Annotated in this window: 10 protein-coding genes; 5 read left to right on the top strand and 5 right to left on the bottom strand. The window is 53.8% G+C overall.

Going from position 1 to position 14,758, the window contains the following annotated elements; translation table 11 throughout:
• Positions 1-374: 374 nt before the first annotated feature.
• Complete coding sequence (glpD, locus tag CJP72_RS21355; RefSeq protein ID WP_162383314.1) at positions 375-1,883, bottom strand: glycerol-3-phosphate dehydrogenase; 1,509 nt, start codon at positions 1,881-1,883, stop codon at positions 375-377.
• 187 nt (positions 1,884-2,070) lie between these two features.
• On the opposite strand from glpD, the gene glpE reads away from it, so the two are divergent.
• The 3 genes from glpE to CJP72_RS21340 all read left to right on the top strand — a co-directional run bounded on the left by glpE (position 2,071) and on the right by CJP72_RS21340 (position 4,192).
• Complete coding sequence (glpE, locus tag CJP72_RS21350) at positions 2,071-2,397, top strand: thiosulfate sulfurtransferase GlpE (protein ID WP_162383313.1); 327 nt, start codon at positions 2,071-2,073, stop codon at positions 2,395-2,397.
• Positions 2,398-2,441: 44 nt separating this feature from the next.
• Positions 2,442-3,272, top strand: a complete 831-nt coding sequence (gene glpG, locus CJP72_RS21345) for a rhomboid family intramembrane serine protease GlpG (protein WP_162383312.1) — start codon at positions 2,442-2,444, stop codon at positions 3,270-3,272.
• 161 nt (positions 3,273-3,433) lie between these two features.
• Positions 3,434-4,192, top strand: a complete 759-nt coding sequence (locus CJP72_RS21340; RefSeq protein WP_162383311.1) for a DeoR/GlpR family transcriptional regulator — start codon at positions 3,434-3,436, stop codon at positions 4,190-4,192.
• Positions 4,193-4,247: 55 nt separating this feature from the next.
• On the opposite strand, the gene malT is transcribed toward CJP72_RS21340, so the two are convergent.
• A complete protein-coding gene (malT, locus tag CJP72_RS21335) occupies positions 4,248-6,953 on the bottom strand; it encodes an HTH-type transcriptional regulator MalT (protein WP_162383310.1) in 2,706 nt (901 codons plus the stop codon).
• A 631-nt stretch (positions 6,954-7,584) separates the two neighbouring features.
• On the opposite strand from malT, the gene malP reads away from it, so the two are divergent.
• Both malP and malQ read left to right on the top strand, forming a co-directional pair.
• Entirely contained in the window at positions 7,585-9,978 is a 2,394-nt protein-coding gene (gene malP, locus CJP72_RS21330; protein ID WP_162383309.1) for a maltodextrin phosphorylase, read from the top strand.
• A 9-nt stretch (positions 9,979-9,987) separates the two neighbouring features.
• Entirely contained in the window at positions 9,988-12,075 is a 2,088-nt protein-coding gene (gene malQ / locus CJP72_RS21325; protein ID WP_162383308.1) for a 4-alpha-glucanotransferase, read from the top strand.
• Between the two features lie 53 nt (positions 12,076-12,128).
• Here malQ and gntT read toward each other — a convergent pair whose 3' ends face one another.
• From gntT to CJP72_RS21310, 3 genes are all read right to left on the bottom strand, one after another.
• On the bottom strand, positions 12,129-13,445 hold the full coding sequence (gene gntT, locus CJP72_RS21320) for a gluconate transporter (protein ID WP_162383307.1): 1,317 nt from the start codon (positions 13,443-13,445) through the stop codon (positions 12,129-12,131).
• A 314-nt stretch (positions 13,446-13,759) separates the two neighbouring features.
• Entirely contained in the window at positions 13,760-14,335 is a 576-nt protein-coding gene (gene nfuA, locus CJP72_RS21315) for a Fe-S biogenesis protein NfuA (protein WP_162383306.1), read from the bottom strand.
• Positions 14,336-14,393: 58 nt separating this feature from the next.
• The coding region (locus CJP72_RS21310) for a phosphoribosyltransferase family protein (RefSeq protein ID WP_255498463.1) at positions 14,394-14,758 on the bottom strand (365 nt) is incomplete at its 5' end.

Below are 14,758 nucleotides of genomic sequence, written 5' to 3'. Positions count from 1 at the left end.
TGTCGATGATGCTTGCCCGGCCTACGGTTATGCAGGCTTGTAGGCCGGATAAGGCGTTAGCCGCCATCCGGCAAAAGGCCCGGTGGCGATGATGCTTGCCCGGCCTACGGTTATGCAGGCTTGTAGGCCGGATAAGGCGTTAGCCGCCATCCGGCAAAGGCCCGGTGTCGATGACGCTTGCCCGGCCTACGGTTATGCAGGCTTGTAGGCCGGATAAGGTGTTAGCCGCCATCCGGCAAAAGGCCCAGTGGCGATGACGTTTGCCCGGCCTACGGTTATGCAAGCTTGTAGGCCGGATAAGGTGTTAGCCGCCATCCGGCAAAAGGCCCGGTGGCGATGACGCTTACCGGGCCTACAGTTTTATAGCGTGTGTCTTAAGAAGCCAGCGACAGCTGGCGTTTATCCATATAGTCCGCCAGCCAGTGGGTGATGCGGGACTGCTGTTCGGCGTTAAGCCACATCCCTTCTTTGGTCCGACGCCACAGTGCGTCTTCCGCACGGCGGACCCACTCGTGCTCGACTAAATACTTCAGCTCTGCTTCGTAGAATTCATGACCAAAGTCTTCGCCTAAGTCAGCAACAGACGTTGCTTCACCCAGGATCCACTCCGTATTACTGCCGTAGGTACGTGAGTAGTGGCGTGCCAGCGATTCCGTCAGGAAAGGGTAGCGACGGCGCAGTTTTGCTGCGTAATCTTCACGGTCATTGCCAATTTCGCCGCCTGGCAGGATGCATTCTTTGGTCCAGGCCGGGCCAATGCCCTGATAGTAAGACGACAGTTTTTCCACCGCGTGTTCGGCCAGCTTACGGTAGGTGGTCAGCTTGCCGCCAAACACAGACAGCAGCGGGGCTTTGCCGTTTTCGTCGTGAATATCCAGCGTGTAGTCGCGCGTGATGGCCTGCGGTGAATCGGATTCGTCATCACACAGCGGGCGTACGCCAGAGTAAGTCCAGACGATATCGTCGCGTCCCAGTTGTTTCTTAAAGTGCGCGTTGTAAACCTTCAGCAGGTAATTGATCTCACTTTCGTCAATTTTCACCGCTTTCGGGTCGCCGTTATATTCAACGTCAGTGGTGCCGATGATCGAGAACTCATCCATCCACGGGATCACAAACACAATGCGTTTGTCTTCGTTTTGCAGGATGTAAGCCTGCTTCTGCGTGTGAACGCGCGGCACAACGATGTGGCTGCCCTTGATCAGGCGGATACCGTACGGTGAAGGCAGATGCATACCGTCGTCGAAGAACTGCTTCACCCACGGGCCAGTCGCGTTGACCAGACCCCGTGCCTGCCAGGTGTATTTTTTACCGGTATCGATGTCTTCCGCTTCCACTATCCACAACCCGTTTTCGCGGCGGGCGGAGGTCGCGCGGGTGCGGGTTAATACTTCTCCCCCTTTGCGAACCACCATTTGGGCGTTTGCCAGAACCAGGCGTGCATCGTCTACCCAACAGTCAGAATATTCGAAACCGCGCACGATCTCAGGTTTAAGCACAGAATCTGCGCCAAAACGCAAACCGGTTGAACCGGGTAAACTGGTGCGTTTGCCCAGGTGATCGTACATAAAAAGACCTATGCGGATCATCCACGCCGGACGCAGATGCGGGCGGTGCGGTAGACGAAAACGCATCGGGAAGGCGATATGCGGCGCCATTTTCAACAGCACTTCACGCTCGGCCAGCGCTTCGCTGACCAGGCGGAATTCGTAGTGTTCCAGGTAGCGCAAGCCACCGTGAATGAGTTTAGAACTGGCAGAGGAGGTGGCACAGGCTAAATCCTGCGCTTCCAGCATCAGCACGGATAAACCGCGTCCAGCGGCATCTGCCGCGATACCGGCACCATTAATGCCCCCGCCTATCACAATCAGATCTTTGGTTTCCATGCTGCCCTCTGCGCTTTCGTTATAGCTCAATAATGTTCGTTATCGAACATAATAGCAAAGAAACGCGCCACTGGTAACATCGAAAAAACATTTTAGAGTGATACATATAACATTATGGTGTTTACCTGCCGTCTGAACGTACACTGGGCGGTAATATGGCTTATCGGTACTGAAAGAAAGAGAGTCTATGGAACAGTTTGAATGTATTAACGTTGAAGAAGCCCACCAGAAACTGCATCACGGAAAAGCGGTATTGGTAGACATCCGCGATCCGCAGAGCTATGCAATGGGACATGCGCCGCAAGCGTTTCATCTGACCAACGACACGCTGGGAACGTTTATGCGCGAGCATGACTTCGATAGCGTGGTGATGGTGATGTGCTACCACGGGAATAGCAGCAAAGGGGCGGCACAGTATCTTCTCCAGCAAGGATATGACGCGGTCTACAGTATTGATGGAGGTTTTGATGCCTGGCACCGCCATTTTCCCTCAGAGGTGGCATACGGCTCGTAAGCCTTTATACTGTCCTCTTTTGTGTGGACGAAGCGACAGCAACGATGTTGATGATTACCTCTTTTGCTAACCCCCGCGTGGCGCAGGCATTTGTTGATTATATGGCGACGCAGGGCGTTATCCTGACGATTCAACAACATAACCAAAGCGACGTTTGGCTGGCGGATGAATCCCAGGCCGAACGCGTACAGGCTGAGCTGGCGCGATTTCTCGAAAATCCGGGCGATCCGCGTTATCTGGCGGCGAGCTGGCAGTCCGGTCATACCGACAGCGGACTCCACTACCGCCGTTTTCCTTTTATTGCCACGCTGCGTGAACGGGCAGGTCCCGTCACCTGGCTGGTCATGGCGGCATGTATACTGGTGTTTCTCGCGATGAACATCATGGGCGATCAGACCGTGATGCTATGGTTGGCCTGGCCGTTTGACCCGTCGCTGAAATTTGAGTTCTGGCGCTATTTCACACATGCATTCATGCACTTCTCGCTGATGCACATTCTTTTTAACCTGCTGTGGTGGTGGTATCTCGGCGGGGCGGTCGAAAAGCGTTTAGGCAGCGGCAAACTGGTCGTCATTACGGTGATCAGCGCACTGCTGAGCGGCTATGTGCAGCAGAAATTTAGCGGTCCGTGGTTTGGCGGGCTTTCGGGTGTTGTTTACGCGTTGATGGGGTACGTCTGGCTGCGCGGGGAACGCGATCCGCAAAGTGGTATATACCTGCAACGTGGTTTGATTATTTTTGCGTTGATTTGGATAGTGGCCGGGTGGTTTGACGTGTTTGGGATGTCGATGGCGAATGGCGCACACATCGCCGGACTGGCGGTAGGTTTGGCAATGGCATTGGCTGATACTGTTAATGTGCGAAAACGAACGTAGTAATTCGCCCACAGGCCATCTTATTTGCCCGTTTGTACCTGGGCAGTGCCCGAAATCCTCATGTACGTTAAGTACGCTGCGGGATCAACGCGCTGGCCATCTCCAAACGGTGAGCAACGATAACGCCTGATGAACGAATTCCATGACTTCAGGGAACTATAATGAAACAGACACAACGACATGACGCGATCATTGAACTGGTAAAAAAACAGGGATACGTCAGCACCGAAGAGCTGGTGGAGCATTTCTCTGTCAGCCCGCAGACGATTCGTCGCGATCTCAACGATCTGGCCGATCAAAACCTGATTCTGCGCCACCACGGTGGTGCGGCGCTGCCTTCCAGTTCCGTGAACACGCCGTGGCACGATCGAAAAGCAACGCAGACGGCGGAAAAAGAGCGCATTGCGCGTAAAGTCGCCACGCAAATACCAAATGGCTCCACGCTGTTTATCGACATCGGCACAACGCCGGAAGCAGTGGCGCATGCGCTGCTGGATCACAGCAATCTGCGTATTGTGACTAACAACCTCAACGTGGCGAACACGCTGATGGTGAAAGAGGACTTTCGCATTATTCTGGCCGGCGGTGAGCTTCGCAGCCGTGATGGCGGGATCATTGGCGAAGCAACGCTCGATTTTATCTCACAGTTCCGCCTCGACTTTGGCATTTTGGGGATCAGTGGTATTGATAGCGATGGCTCATTGCTGGAGTTTGATTATCACGAAGTGCGCACCAAGCGTGCGATCATTGAGAATTCGCGCCACGTCATGCTGGTGGTTGATCACTCGAAGTTTGGTCGTAATGCGATGGTGAACATGGGCAGCATTAGTCTGGTCGATGCAGTCTATACCGATACCATGCCGCCCGCGGGTGTGATGCAGGTGATTGCTGAGCATCATATTCAACTGGAACTGTGCTAAAAAGTTGGGCCTACAAACGCGTAGGCCCAATAAGCATCAGCACCACGATCCTGAATTACACGCCATAACCCATCATCTTCAACAATTGCTGTGCGTGCTGCACCGCATCCTGTCGGTGTGCGACGCCCAGTTTCTGATACAGATTGCGAATGTGCGTTTTGATGGTGGTTGCGGCGACCGCCAGCTCACCTGCGATTTGTTCGTTGCTGTAACCGGAATAGATGAGCCCCAGCACCTGCCATTCACGTTGTGTCAGCGGACTGGTGCGGATCAGCTCCGGCACATCCGGGTGAGTGAGCAGACGCTCAACGAAACCCTCGTCAAAATGGGCGAACTTATGTCGGTGATGCTGGTTAATTTCCCGCAGGATTCGCTGTGCACGGTGTTGATCGAGTTCCGGCAACGTGTTGAGCTGAAGCAGTTGGCGTAGTTGCTGCGCCATCGCTTCCCCTTCAATCACAAAGTGGCTGATAAAACCGGTACGATTCGCCAGTTGCAGCGCCTCAAGCAGCACGCGTTGGGCGTCGTTTTTGCGCCCTGCCTGCCAGTAAAGTTGATTGAGCAGTAGCAGGTTGCGGTTCAGATCGCTCATCAGACGCAGACTACGTGCATTTTCGTTCAGCTCTTCCAGCACAATTTCTGCAGGTTCGAACTCACCTAACAGGATCTGCACCCTGGCGATGTTGCGCCACTGGCTCTGCAGGAAGTGGTTATTGGCAAATTCCGGTTTTGGCGTGTGCCGTAGCCAGTGAGCGGCCGATTTTTTATCGCCCGTCATCTGCCAGTAAATCACCCGGACTTTATCTGCATTGGAGATCCAGTCACTGTGATATTGGCCGTTGCCCAGCAGGTTTTCCAGGCGGTTCAACTGGCTACGGGCATTATCCAGATCGCCACGCGCCAGCGAGCATTGCACGAGAAGTGCCAGACACTGCAACTGCTGTTGCGGCTGGAAGCCGGAGAGCACATCAATGCCGCTACGGGCTGAGGCTTCAGCCTCATCCAGACGCGCCCACGCCCACAGGAGTTGCGCGCGAATGCGCACCAGGAATTCGTGCATCGGCAACTGTTCCAGGTGCTGATCTTTGATCAACTGGAACGCTTTCTCTTGTGTTTCCCAGGCCGCTTGCAGGAAGCCCTGGGCAAACAGAATTTCACTTTGTTGGATAAGGCTCCACAGCGCGTAGTGCCAGACATCATGGTGACGTGCCATTTGCTCTGTTTGCTGCATCAATGACAGCGAACGGGCAAGATCGCCTTTACAGTGCAGAACTTCACCGTGTACGGAAGTGGCGACAATTCGGCTATAGAACCAGGCGATCGGCAGTTCGTCCAGCGCCAGTTTTGCCAGCCGCTCTGCTTCATCCGGGTTGCCGTCGTTGATCGCCACTTGCGCGCGCAACGCGTTAAACTCCGCGTGCAGTGTGCCGTCCATGACGCCGTTGATCTCTTGCTCGGCGCGTGCCAGCAGCGTGTTGACCTCGCTGTAACGGTGCTGGCTTTGCATCAGCCAGGCTTGCAGTAGCACCAGCCGTGGATTTTCCAGCAGGCTTTCCCACGGCAGCGCTTTCAGTGACTCTTCCAGCAACGCCAGTTCACTGTGGTTGAACAGACCCCACGCATGGTTAAGCAGGATGTTGCGCAGCATATGCGCGTCGCCTGCCGCCAACGCATGGTGAATGGCTTCGCTGGGGAATCCCTGCGCCATCCAACTTTCGGCGGCGGCGCGGTGAATTTCTGGCAGTTCGGTCGCCAGTTCCCACTGGCAGCGCTGACGTAAAAAGTTGCCAAACAACGGGTGATAACTAAACCATTCGCCGGTGTCATCCATCCGTTGCAGGAACAGACCCTGGCGCTCAATCTCTTCCAGACGCATTTGGCCGTTTTCTTCGCCGGTAACACGGGCGATGAGCGCGTCGTTCATGGAACGTAATACGGCGCTTTTTAACAGGAAGTGACGGGTGGCGACATCGACGCTATCCAGCACTTCATCCACAAGATAATCAGACAAATGGCTGGCGTTGATCCCTGCCAGGCGACGTGCAGACTGGTGAGCGGGGCTATTGTTCTGACGGGCGGAAAGGGCAATAAGCTGTAGCGCTGTTGCCCAGCCAGCGACGTCATCACACATCCGACTGCTTTCAGCGGCTTCAATCGGGGAAGATAAACGGCGGTCAAAAAACTGTTTGGCTTCCTGGTGGTTAAAGGCTAATTGCTGACTGCCTATTTCCAGGAGCTGATCGCGTACGCGCAGGTTCGCGATGCCCAACTGCGGTAAGTTGCGTGACAGAACCACCAGCGTGAGGTTTTCAGGCTGATGGCGAAGGAAGAAGCGCATTGACTCATGGATCACCGGGTTAGAGATGAGATGGTAATCGTCAATGACCAGATACAGCGGGCGATGCCACTCTGCCAGTTCAATAAACAGCTGGGCAAAAAGTGACGTCAGGCTGGCGTATTGGCGTTTTTGCACCATCACTTCGCTGGTAGAGCAGTGCCCGCCAGTGGCTTGCTGGACGGCAGCAATCAGATAACTGGCAAATCGCTCTTGCTGATTGTCACCTTCATCCAGTGAGAACCACCCTAATTCATTTTTTCCGGCTGCCCATTGTGAAATGAGCGTAGTTTTCCCGTAACCAGCAGGGCTTGTGATTAGGGCTAACCTGAAATTGTTCGCGCCGGAAAGTTTAGCCAACAGGCGCTCACGAACCACTGTATGGTCGAGTCGAACCGGACGACTTAATTTAGACGGAATCAACATAGTTAATCACTTCACTGTGAGGAAATGGGGAAAAATGATTTTTTTTGCGCTTCGTAATTAATAGATATAAGGTCGGACAGAAACCGGTTTAATGCAAGTTAAGCGGACTTTTTGTGCTTCTGATTTTGCACTATGTCACAAATATTAATATATCTGGTTGGAAACTCTCATTTGTCGTCTGAATGTGCGTGGGGACTGGATTGGTGCCTGGTTTGCGGGTGTCAGGGAAAGGCGCACCTTCTGTAAGGCGAGAGAGATTTTAATGAAAATCGGCATTTTTCTTGCGTGGCGAACTGATATTTACGGAAAAGTGATGGGTCAGGACCAATATTTTAGGTTAGAAACTATTTCCGTATTTACATGTTCTTTCTAAATGATATTCCACAATTTTTTGTCGCCTCTGTTTATTCCCACCAATAATGCGTAAAACAATGGAAGGCTTGCAGAGATCTGCGCGGTCATTCTGAGCCCTGAAGGGGCATCGCACGACTGTTAAGTGGTGGCGATCACAATTTTATGCTCATCCCCACGACTCCTCCCCGCCTAATCCCCGGTGGGAGGAGGAAGGTCAACAACGAGCCAGGCAAACTAGCAATAACGTTGTTTTATTACCTGAGGACCCGGAATTCCTATGTCACAGCCTACCTTTAATAAAGAGCAATTTCAGGCTGCCCTGACGCGTCAGTGGCAGCGTTTCGGTTTACTGTCGGCTGCAGAGATGACGTCTCGTCAATGGTGGCAGGCTGTTAGCGGCGCACTGGCTGAGTTACTCAGCGCGCAACCCGCGGCAAAACCGGCGAAAAATCAGCGCCACGTTAACTACATCTCCATGGAGTTTCTGATTGGCCGTCTGACAGGTAACAACCTGCTGAACCTGGGTTGGTATCAGGAAGTGAGCGACGCGTTGCAAGCGCACGACATCAATCTGAGCGACCTGCTGGAAGAAGAAGTTGACCCGGCGCTGGGTAACGGCGGTCTGGGGCGTCTGGCGGCATGCTTCCTTGACTCGATGGCGACCGTGGGTCAGTCCGCGACAGGTTATGGCCTGAATTACCAGTACGGCCTGTTCCGTCAGTCTTTTGCTGATGGGCAGCAGATTGAAGCGCCCGATGACTGGCATCGTGGCAGCTACCCCTGGTTCCGCCATAACGAATCACTGGATGTCCAGGTCGGCATTGGCGGCAAGGTGACTAAAGACGGCCACTGGGAGCCAGGCTTTGTGATCACCGGTCAGGCGTGGGATTTACCGGTGCTTGGCTATCGTAATGGGATGGCACAACCGCTCCGTCTGTGGCAGGCGACCCATGCACATCCGTTTCATCTGACCAAATTTAACGACGGCGATTTCCTGCGGGCGGAACAGCAGGGCATCGACGCAGAAAAACTGACGAAAGTGCTTTATCCGAATGACAACCACACCGCAGGCAAAAAGCTGCGCCTGATGCAGCAGTACTTCCAGTGCGCGTGCTCCGTGGCTGACATTCTGCGCCGCCATCACCTGGCCGGTCGCAAGTTGCATGAGTTGGCCGATTTCGAAGTGATTCAGTTGAACGACACCCACCCGACGATCGCCATTCCGGAACTGCTGCGCGTACTGATCGATGAGCACCAGATGAGCTGGGACGATGCGTGGGCGATCACCAGCAAAACCTTCGCTTACACCAATCACACCCTGATGCCGGAAGCGCTGGAGTGCTGGGATGAGAAACTGATCAAAGCATTGTTGCCGCGCCATATGCAGATCATCAAAGGGATTAATGATCGCTTTAAGACGTTGGTTGATAAAACCTGGCCGGGCGATAAAGCGGTGTGGGCGAAACTGGCAGTGGTTCACGACAAACAGGTGCGCATGGCGAACCTGTGCGTGGTGAGTGGCTTTGCGGTCAACGGCGTTGCGGCGCTGCACTCGGATCTGGTGGTGAAAGATCTGTTCCCGGAATATCACCAGTTGTGGCCGAACAAATTCCATAACGTGACTAACGGCATTACGCCGCGTCGTTGGATCAAACAGTGCAACCCTCAACTTGCCGCGCTGCTTGATAAATCGCTGAAAAAAGAGTGGGCGAACGATCTTGATCAACTGATCAATCTTGAGAAATTTGCCGATGACGCGAAATTCCGTCAGACGTATCGCGAGATTAAACAGGCGAACAAAGTCCGTCTGGCTGAGTTTGTGAAAGTGCGTACCGGGATTGAAATTAACCCGCAGGCGATTTTTGATATCCAGATCAAGCGTCTGCACGAATACAAACGTCAGCATCTGAACCTGTTACATATTTTGGCGCTTTACAAAGAGATTCGCGAGAACCCGAAAGCAGACCGCGTACCGCGTGTGTTCCTGTTTGGCGCGAAAGCGGCACCGGGTTACTACCTGGCGAAGAACATTATCTTTGCGATCAACAAAGTGGCAGAAGCTATCAATAACGATCCGAAAGTGGGTGACCAGCTGAAAGTGGTTTTCCTGCCGGACTACTGTGTCTCAGCAGCGGAAATGCTGATCCCGGCGGCGGATATCTCCGAACAGATCTCGACGGCCGGTAAAGAAGCCTCCGGCACCGGCAATATGAAGTTGGCGCTGAACGGTGCGCTGACTGTCGGTACGCTCGACGGGGCAAACGTCGAAATCGCCGAGAAAGTGGGCGATGAAAACATCTTTATCTTTGGTCATACCGTGGAAGAAGTGAAAGCGCTGAAAGCCAAAGGTTACGACCCGGTGAAATGGCGTAAAAAAGACAAAGTGCTGGATGCGGTCCTTAAAGAGCTGGAAAGCGGGAAGTACAGCGGCGGTGATAAGCACGCGTTTGACCAGATGCTGCACAGCATGGGCAAGCAGGGCGGTGATCCGTATCTGGTGATGGCGGACTTTACCGCCTACGTTGAGGCACAAAAGCGGGTTGATGTGCTGTATCGCGACCAGGACGCCTGGACCCGAGCGGCCATTCTGAACACGGCGCGTTGCGGCATGTTTAGCTCGGATCGTTCCATCCGTGATTATCAGACCCGTATCTGGCAGGCGAAACGCTAAGGAAACGCGATGGAAAGCAAACGTCTGGATAATGCCGCGTTAGCGGCGGGGATCAGCCCTAATTATATCAATGCCCACGGTAAACCGCAGTCGATTGGCGCCGAAACCAAACGGCGTTTGCTTGACGCCATGCATCGCACCACCGCCGCCACGAAGGTGGCGGTGACACCCGTGCCAAATGTGATGGTGTATACCGCAGGCAAAAAAATGCCGCTGGCGGTAGAAGGAAGTGGAGAGTTTAGCTGGATATTGACCACCGAAGAGGGGGCGCAGCACAAAGGGCACGCCACGGGTGGCAAAGCATTTCATCTGCCAGCGAAGTTACCGGAGGGCTATCACTCGCTGACGTTAACTCAGGGCGAACAGCGCTCGCACTGCCGGATTATTGTGGCGCCGAAGCGCTGCTACGAACCTCAGGCGCTGCTGACGGGCCAAAAACTGTGGGGGGCGTGTGTGCAGCTCTACACCCTGCGGTCTGGCACAAACTGGGGGATTGGCGATTTCGGCGATCTGAAGGCCATGCTGGTGGATGTCGCGAAACGCGGCGGTTCTTTCATTGGCTTGAATCCCATTCATGCGCTCTATCCGGCGAATCCCGAGAGTGCCAGTCCGTATAGCCCTTCTTCACGCCGCTGGCTGAACGTCATTTACATTGACGTGAATGCGGTGGAAGACTTCCGCCAGAACGAAGAGGCGCAGACCTGGTGGCAGATGCCGGAAACACAACAAAGTCTGCAACGTGCGCGGGATGCCGAATGGGTGGATTACACCGCTGTGACGGCGCTGAAAATGACGGCGTTGCGTATGGCGTGGAATCGTTTCGCGGTTCGCGATGATGAGCAGATGGCTGAGTTTCGTCACTTTGTCGAACAGGAAGGCGAAAGCCTGTACTGGCAGGCCGCGTTTGACGCTCTGCATGCTTATCAGGTGAAAGAGGACGCATTGCGCTGGGGCTGGCCAGTGTGGCCGAAGGCGTATCAGTCGGTGGATTCTCCGCAGGTAAAACAGTTCTGCGAAAAGCATCAGGGCGAGGTGGATTTCTATCTCTGGTTGCAGTGGCTGGCGTATACCCAGTTTGCCGCCTGTTGGCAAACCAGCCAGGGATTCGACATGCCGATTGGCCTGTATCGTGACCTGGCCGTGGGCGTCGCAGAAGGTGGTGCGGAAACCTGGTGTGATCGCGAGTTGTATTGCCTGAAAGCCTCTGTCGGCGCACCGCCGGATATCCTCGGCCCGCTCGGTCAGAACTGGGGGCTGCCGCCTATGGACCCCCACATTATCACGGCGCGTGCCTATGAACCGTTTATCGAGCTGTTGCGCGCCAATATGCAAAACTGCGGGGCGTTACGTATCGACCACGTGATGTCGATGCTGCGTTTGTGGTGGATACCTTACGGTGAAACGGCGGATCATGGCGCTTATGTTCATTATCCGGTGGACGATCTGCTCTCCATTCTGGCGCTGGAAAGTCAACGTCATCACTGTATGGTGATTGGCGAAGATCTGGGTACTGTACCGGTGGAGATTGTCAGCAAACTGCGTAATAGCGGCGTCTATTCTTACAAAGTTCTCTATTTTGAAAATGACCATGAGAAGACCTTCCGTGCGCCGAAAGCGTATCCGGAACAATCAATGGCTGTCGCGACGACGCATGACCTTCCTACGCTGCGTGGTTATTGGGACAGTGGTGATCTGACACTGGGCAAAACGCTGGGACTTTATCCGGATGAGACTGTCCTGCGTGAGTTGTATCAGGACCGTGAGCAGTCGAAGCAAGGGCTGCTGGATGCTTTGCACAAGTATGGCTGCCTGCCAAAACGCGCAGGACATAAGGCATCGCTGATGTCGATGACGTCAACGCTCAATCGCGGTCTGCAGCGTTATATTGCCGACAGTAACAGCGCGCTGCTGGGATTGCAGCCGGAGGACTGGCTGGACATGGCGGAACCGGTCAACATTCCGGGAACCAGTGAACAGTACAAGAACTGGCGTCGTAAGCTCTCTACTTCCCTTGAAGCGATGTTTGCCGATGATGAGGTGAACAAGTTGATTAAGGATTTGGATAAGCGGCGAAAAGCGGCGAGTAAGAAGAAATAAAAACCAAAAAGCCGGGGAAATCCCCGGCTTTTTTACGTCTGGAACTTGAGAGGTTAAACCACCATCCCCAGCAACAGACACCCTACCAGACCGCAGACAGAGATAATGGTTTCCAGCATTGACCATGATTTGATGGTCTCGCCGATGGTCAGGTTGAAATACTCTTTGAACAGCCAGAAGCCTGGATCGTTCACGTGGGAGAAAATCACGCTACCAGAACCTACGGCAATAACCATCAGCTCCGGGCTAACGCCCGTGGTGGCAATCAACGGTGCGACGATACCACCCGCGGTAATGGCGGCAACTGTCGCTGAGCCCAGCGCGATACGCAGGACGGCGGCGATAGACCATGCCATCAGAATCGGGGAGATGTTGGTTTCGTGCATCATAGAGGCGATGTACTTATCAACGCCACTATCAACCAGAACCTGCTTGAACGCACCGCCACCACCGATGATCAACAGCATCATGGCAATGATTTTGATGGAAGAGGACAGGGTCTCGTTAATCTGATCCATAGAGCGACCACGGTTCAGACCGAAGGTAAACATCGCAATCAGGACCGCAATCAGCGTCGCCATGACCGGATCGCCGAGGAATTCTGCGACAGCCAGGAATGGGTGACCTTTCGGCAGGCTCATCTCTGCAATGGCGCGGAATGCCATCAGAATCACCGGTACCAGGGAAGTCCAGACGCTGACGCCAAAGCCTGGCATCTCTTCTTCCGTAAAGGTTTTGGCGCTGTACAGACCTTCCGGAATCGGTTTGTCGATACCTTTCAGGCAGCGAGCAAAAACAGGACCAGCCAGAATAACGGTCGGGATCGCCAGAATGGTACCAAACAGCAGGGTTTTACCCATATCTGCATGGAAAATGGTCGCAATGGCCGTCGGACCCGGGTGCGGAGGCAGGAAGCCGTGGGTTACAGAAAGCGCCGCCGCCATCGGTACACCGACAAACAGCAACGGAATATTCGCGGCTGCCGCAATGGTAAACACCAGTGGCAGCATCAGCACGAAGCCCACTTCGTAGAACAAGGCAAAACCGACGGTGAAGCCCGTTAATACGACGGCCCACTGGATGTGTTTTTTACCAAATTTGGCAATCAGCGTGGTAGCGATACGCTGTGCGCCGCCACAATCTGCCAGCATTTTGCCCAACATGGCGCCGAAACCCATAATCAGGGCGAGGCTGCCCAGGGTTCCGCCAACACCGGCCTTGATGGAGCTAATCACTTTAACCAACGGCATGCCTTGCATCAGACCGACGGCAAGCGCTACCAGGACGAGAGCGATAAATCCGTTCATTTTGAAGCGGATCATCAGAAGGAGTAACAAGATTACACCGATAGCAACGATGACTAATGGCATGATTTACCTGGCCTTTACTTTGTTATGGGTAACGTCAGTGTTTAGATGACAAAATCCGGTTTTCCCAGCAGGGAACAGAACCGTAGCGGCACCAGTACTGATTGCCTTCGAAACTCTTTAGTTTAGTCGGCTGTTATGGGGTGGTTAGGTGCCCATACGAATGATACGGGTAACATGTATGAATTGAGAATCACCCAGGCAGGCAAAATTTAAATAATGAGACACAGGTCATATTATGAGGAGGGATATTGCAGGAAAGAGAAGGCAAAAATAGAAGCCCGGTGAGCATGGTGTCACCGGGCAAGGGTAGGCACTTAGTAGTAAGAGTGCTCGCCGCGCTGGTGTTCGGTCAGATCGCGAACGCCTTTCAGTTCAGGGAACTCATTTAGCAGCTGTTTTTCGATACCTTCTTTCAGAGTGACATCAACCATTGAACAGCCGTTACAGCCGCCGCCAAACTGCAGAATGGCGTAGCCTTCGTCAGTGATCTCCATCAGCGTTACGCGACCACCGTGGCCTGCCAGCTGTGGGTTGATTTGCGACTGGATCGCGTAATCCACACGTTCCATCAGCGGCGCATCATCAGCAACTTTACGCATTTTCGCGTTTGGCGCTTTCAGCGTCAGTTGAGAGCCTAACTGGTCGGTCACAAAATCAATTTCGGCATCTTCCAGATACGGTGCGCTCAGCTCATCGACATAGGCAGTGAGCAGGGAAAATTTAATGGCGGTGTCGGTTGCTTCCACGGCGTCCGGCGGACAATAAGAAACGCCACACTCAGCGTTAGGCGTACCGGGATTGATCACAAATACACGGATTTGCGTCCCTTCTTCCTGATTTGCCAGCAGTTTGGCAAAGTGCGCTTGTGCAGCATCGGAAATATGGATCATAGTAATGGCCTAATAGTTGACTATTTTAGTTGGTTATAATACGCCCATCATCGAGGCTCTACAAGGTTCGACACAGGCACCATACCTGGACAGTCGCTGCGCCGTTGCGTAAAAGCAGTTGCGCGATCTCCGCGACGGTACTTCCGGTAGTGACGACATCATCCACAATAACCATATGGAGTCCCTGCACCGGCAATTCAAGGCGGAATGCGTTTTTCAGGTTACGTTTGCGTAATCTGGCGCTGAGGTGGTGCTGTGTGGCTGTCGCCCGCACCCGTGTCACCGACTGACTATTCCAGGCGCATCCTAGCCAACGCGCCAGCGGGCGGCATAATAGATCGCTTTGGTTAAATCCCCGGCGCCAGTGGCGGCGCTGCCAAAGCGGTACGCTGACTATCCGGTCAGGTAACCAGAGACCAGTGG

Origin of the sequence: Citrobacter sp. NCU1, from assembly GCF_010231475.1 — a bacterium.
In the GTDB taxonomy this organism is placed as follows: domain Bacteria; phylum Pseudomonadota; class Gammaproteobacteria; order Enterobacterales; family Enterobacteriaceae; genus Citrobacter_D.
The sequence above is the reverse complement of the archived record's forward strand: the minus strand, read 5'-3'. Positions and strand labels throughout refer to the sequence as shown.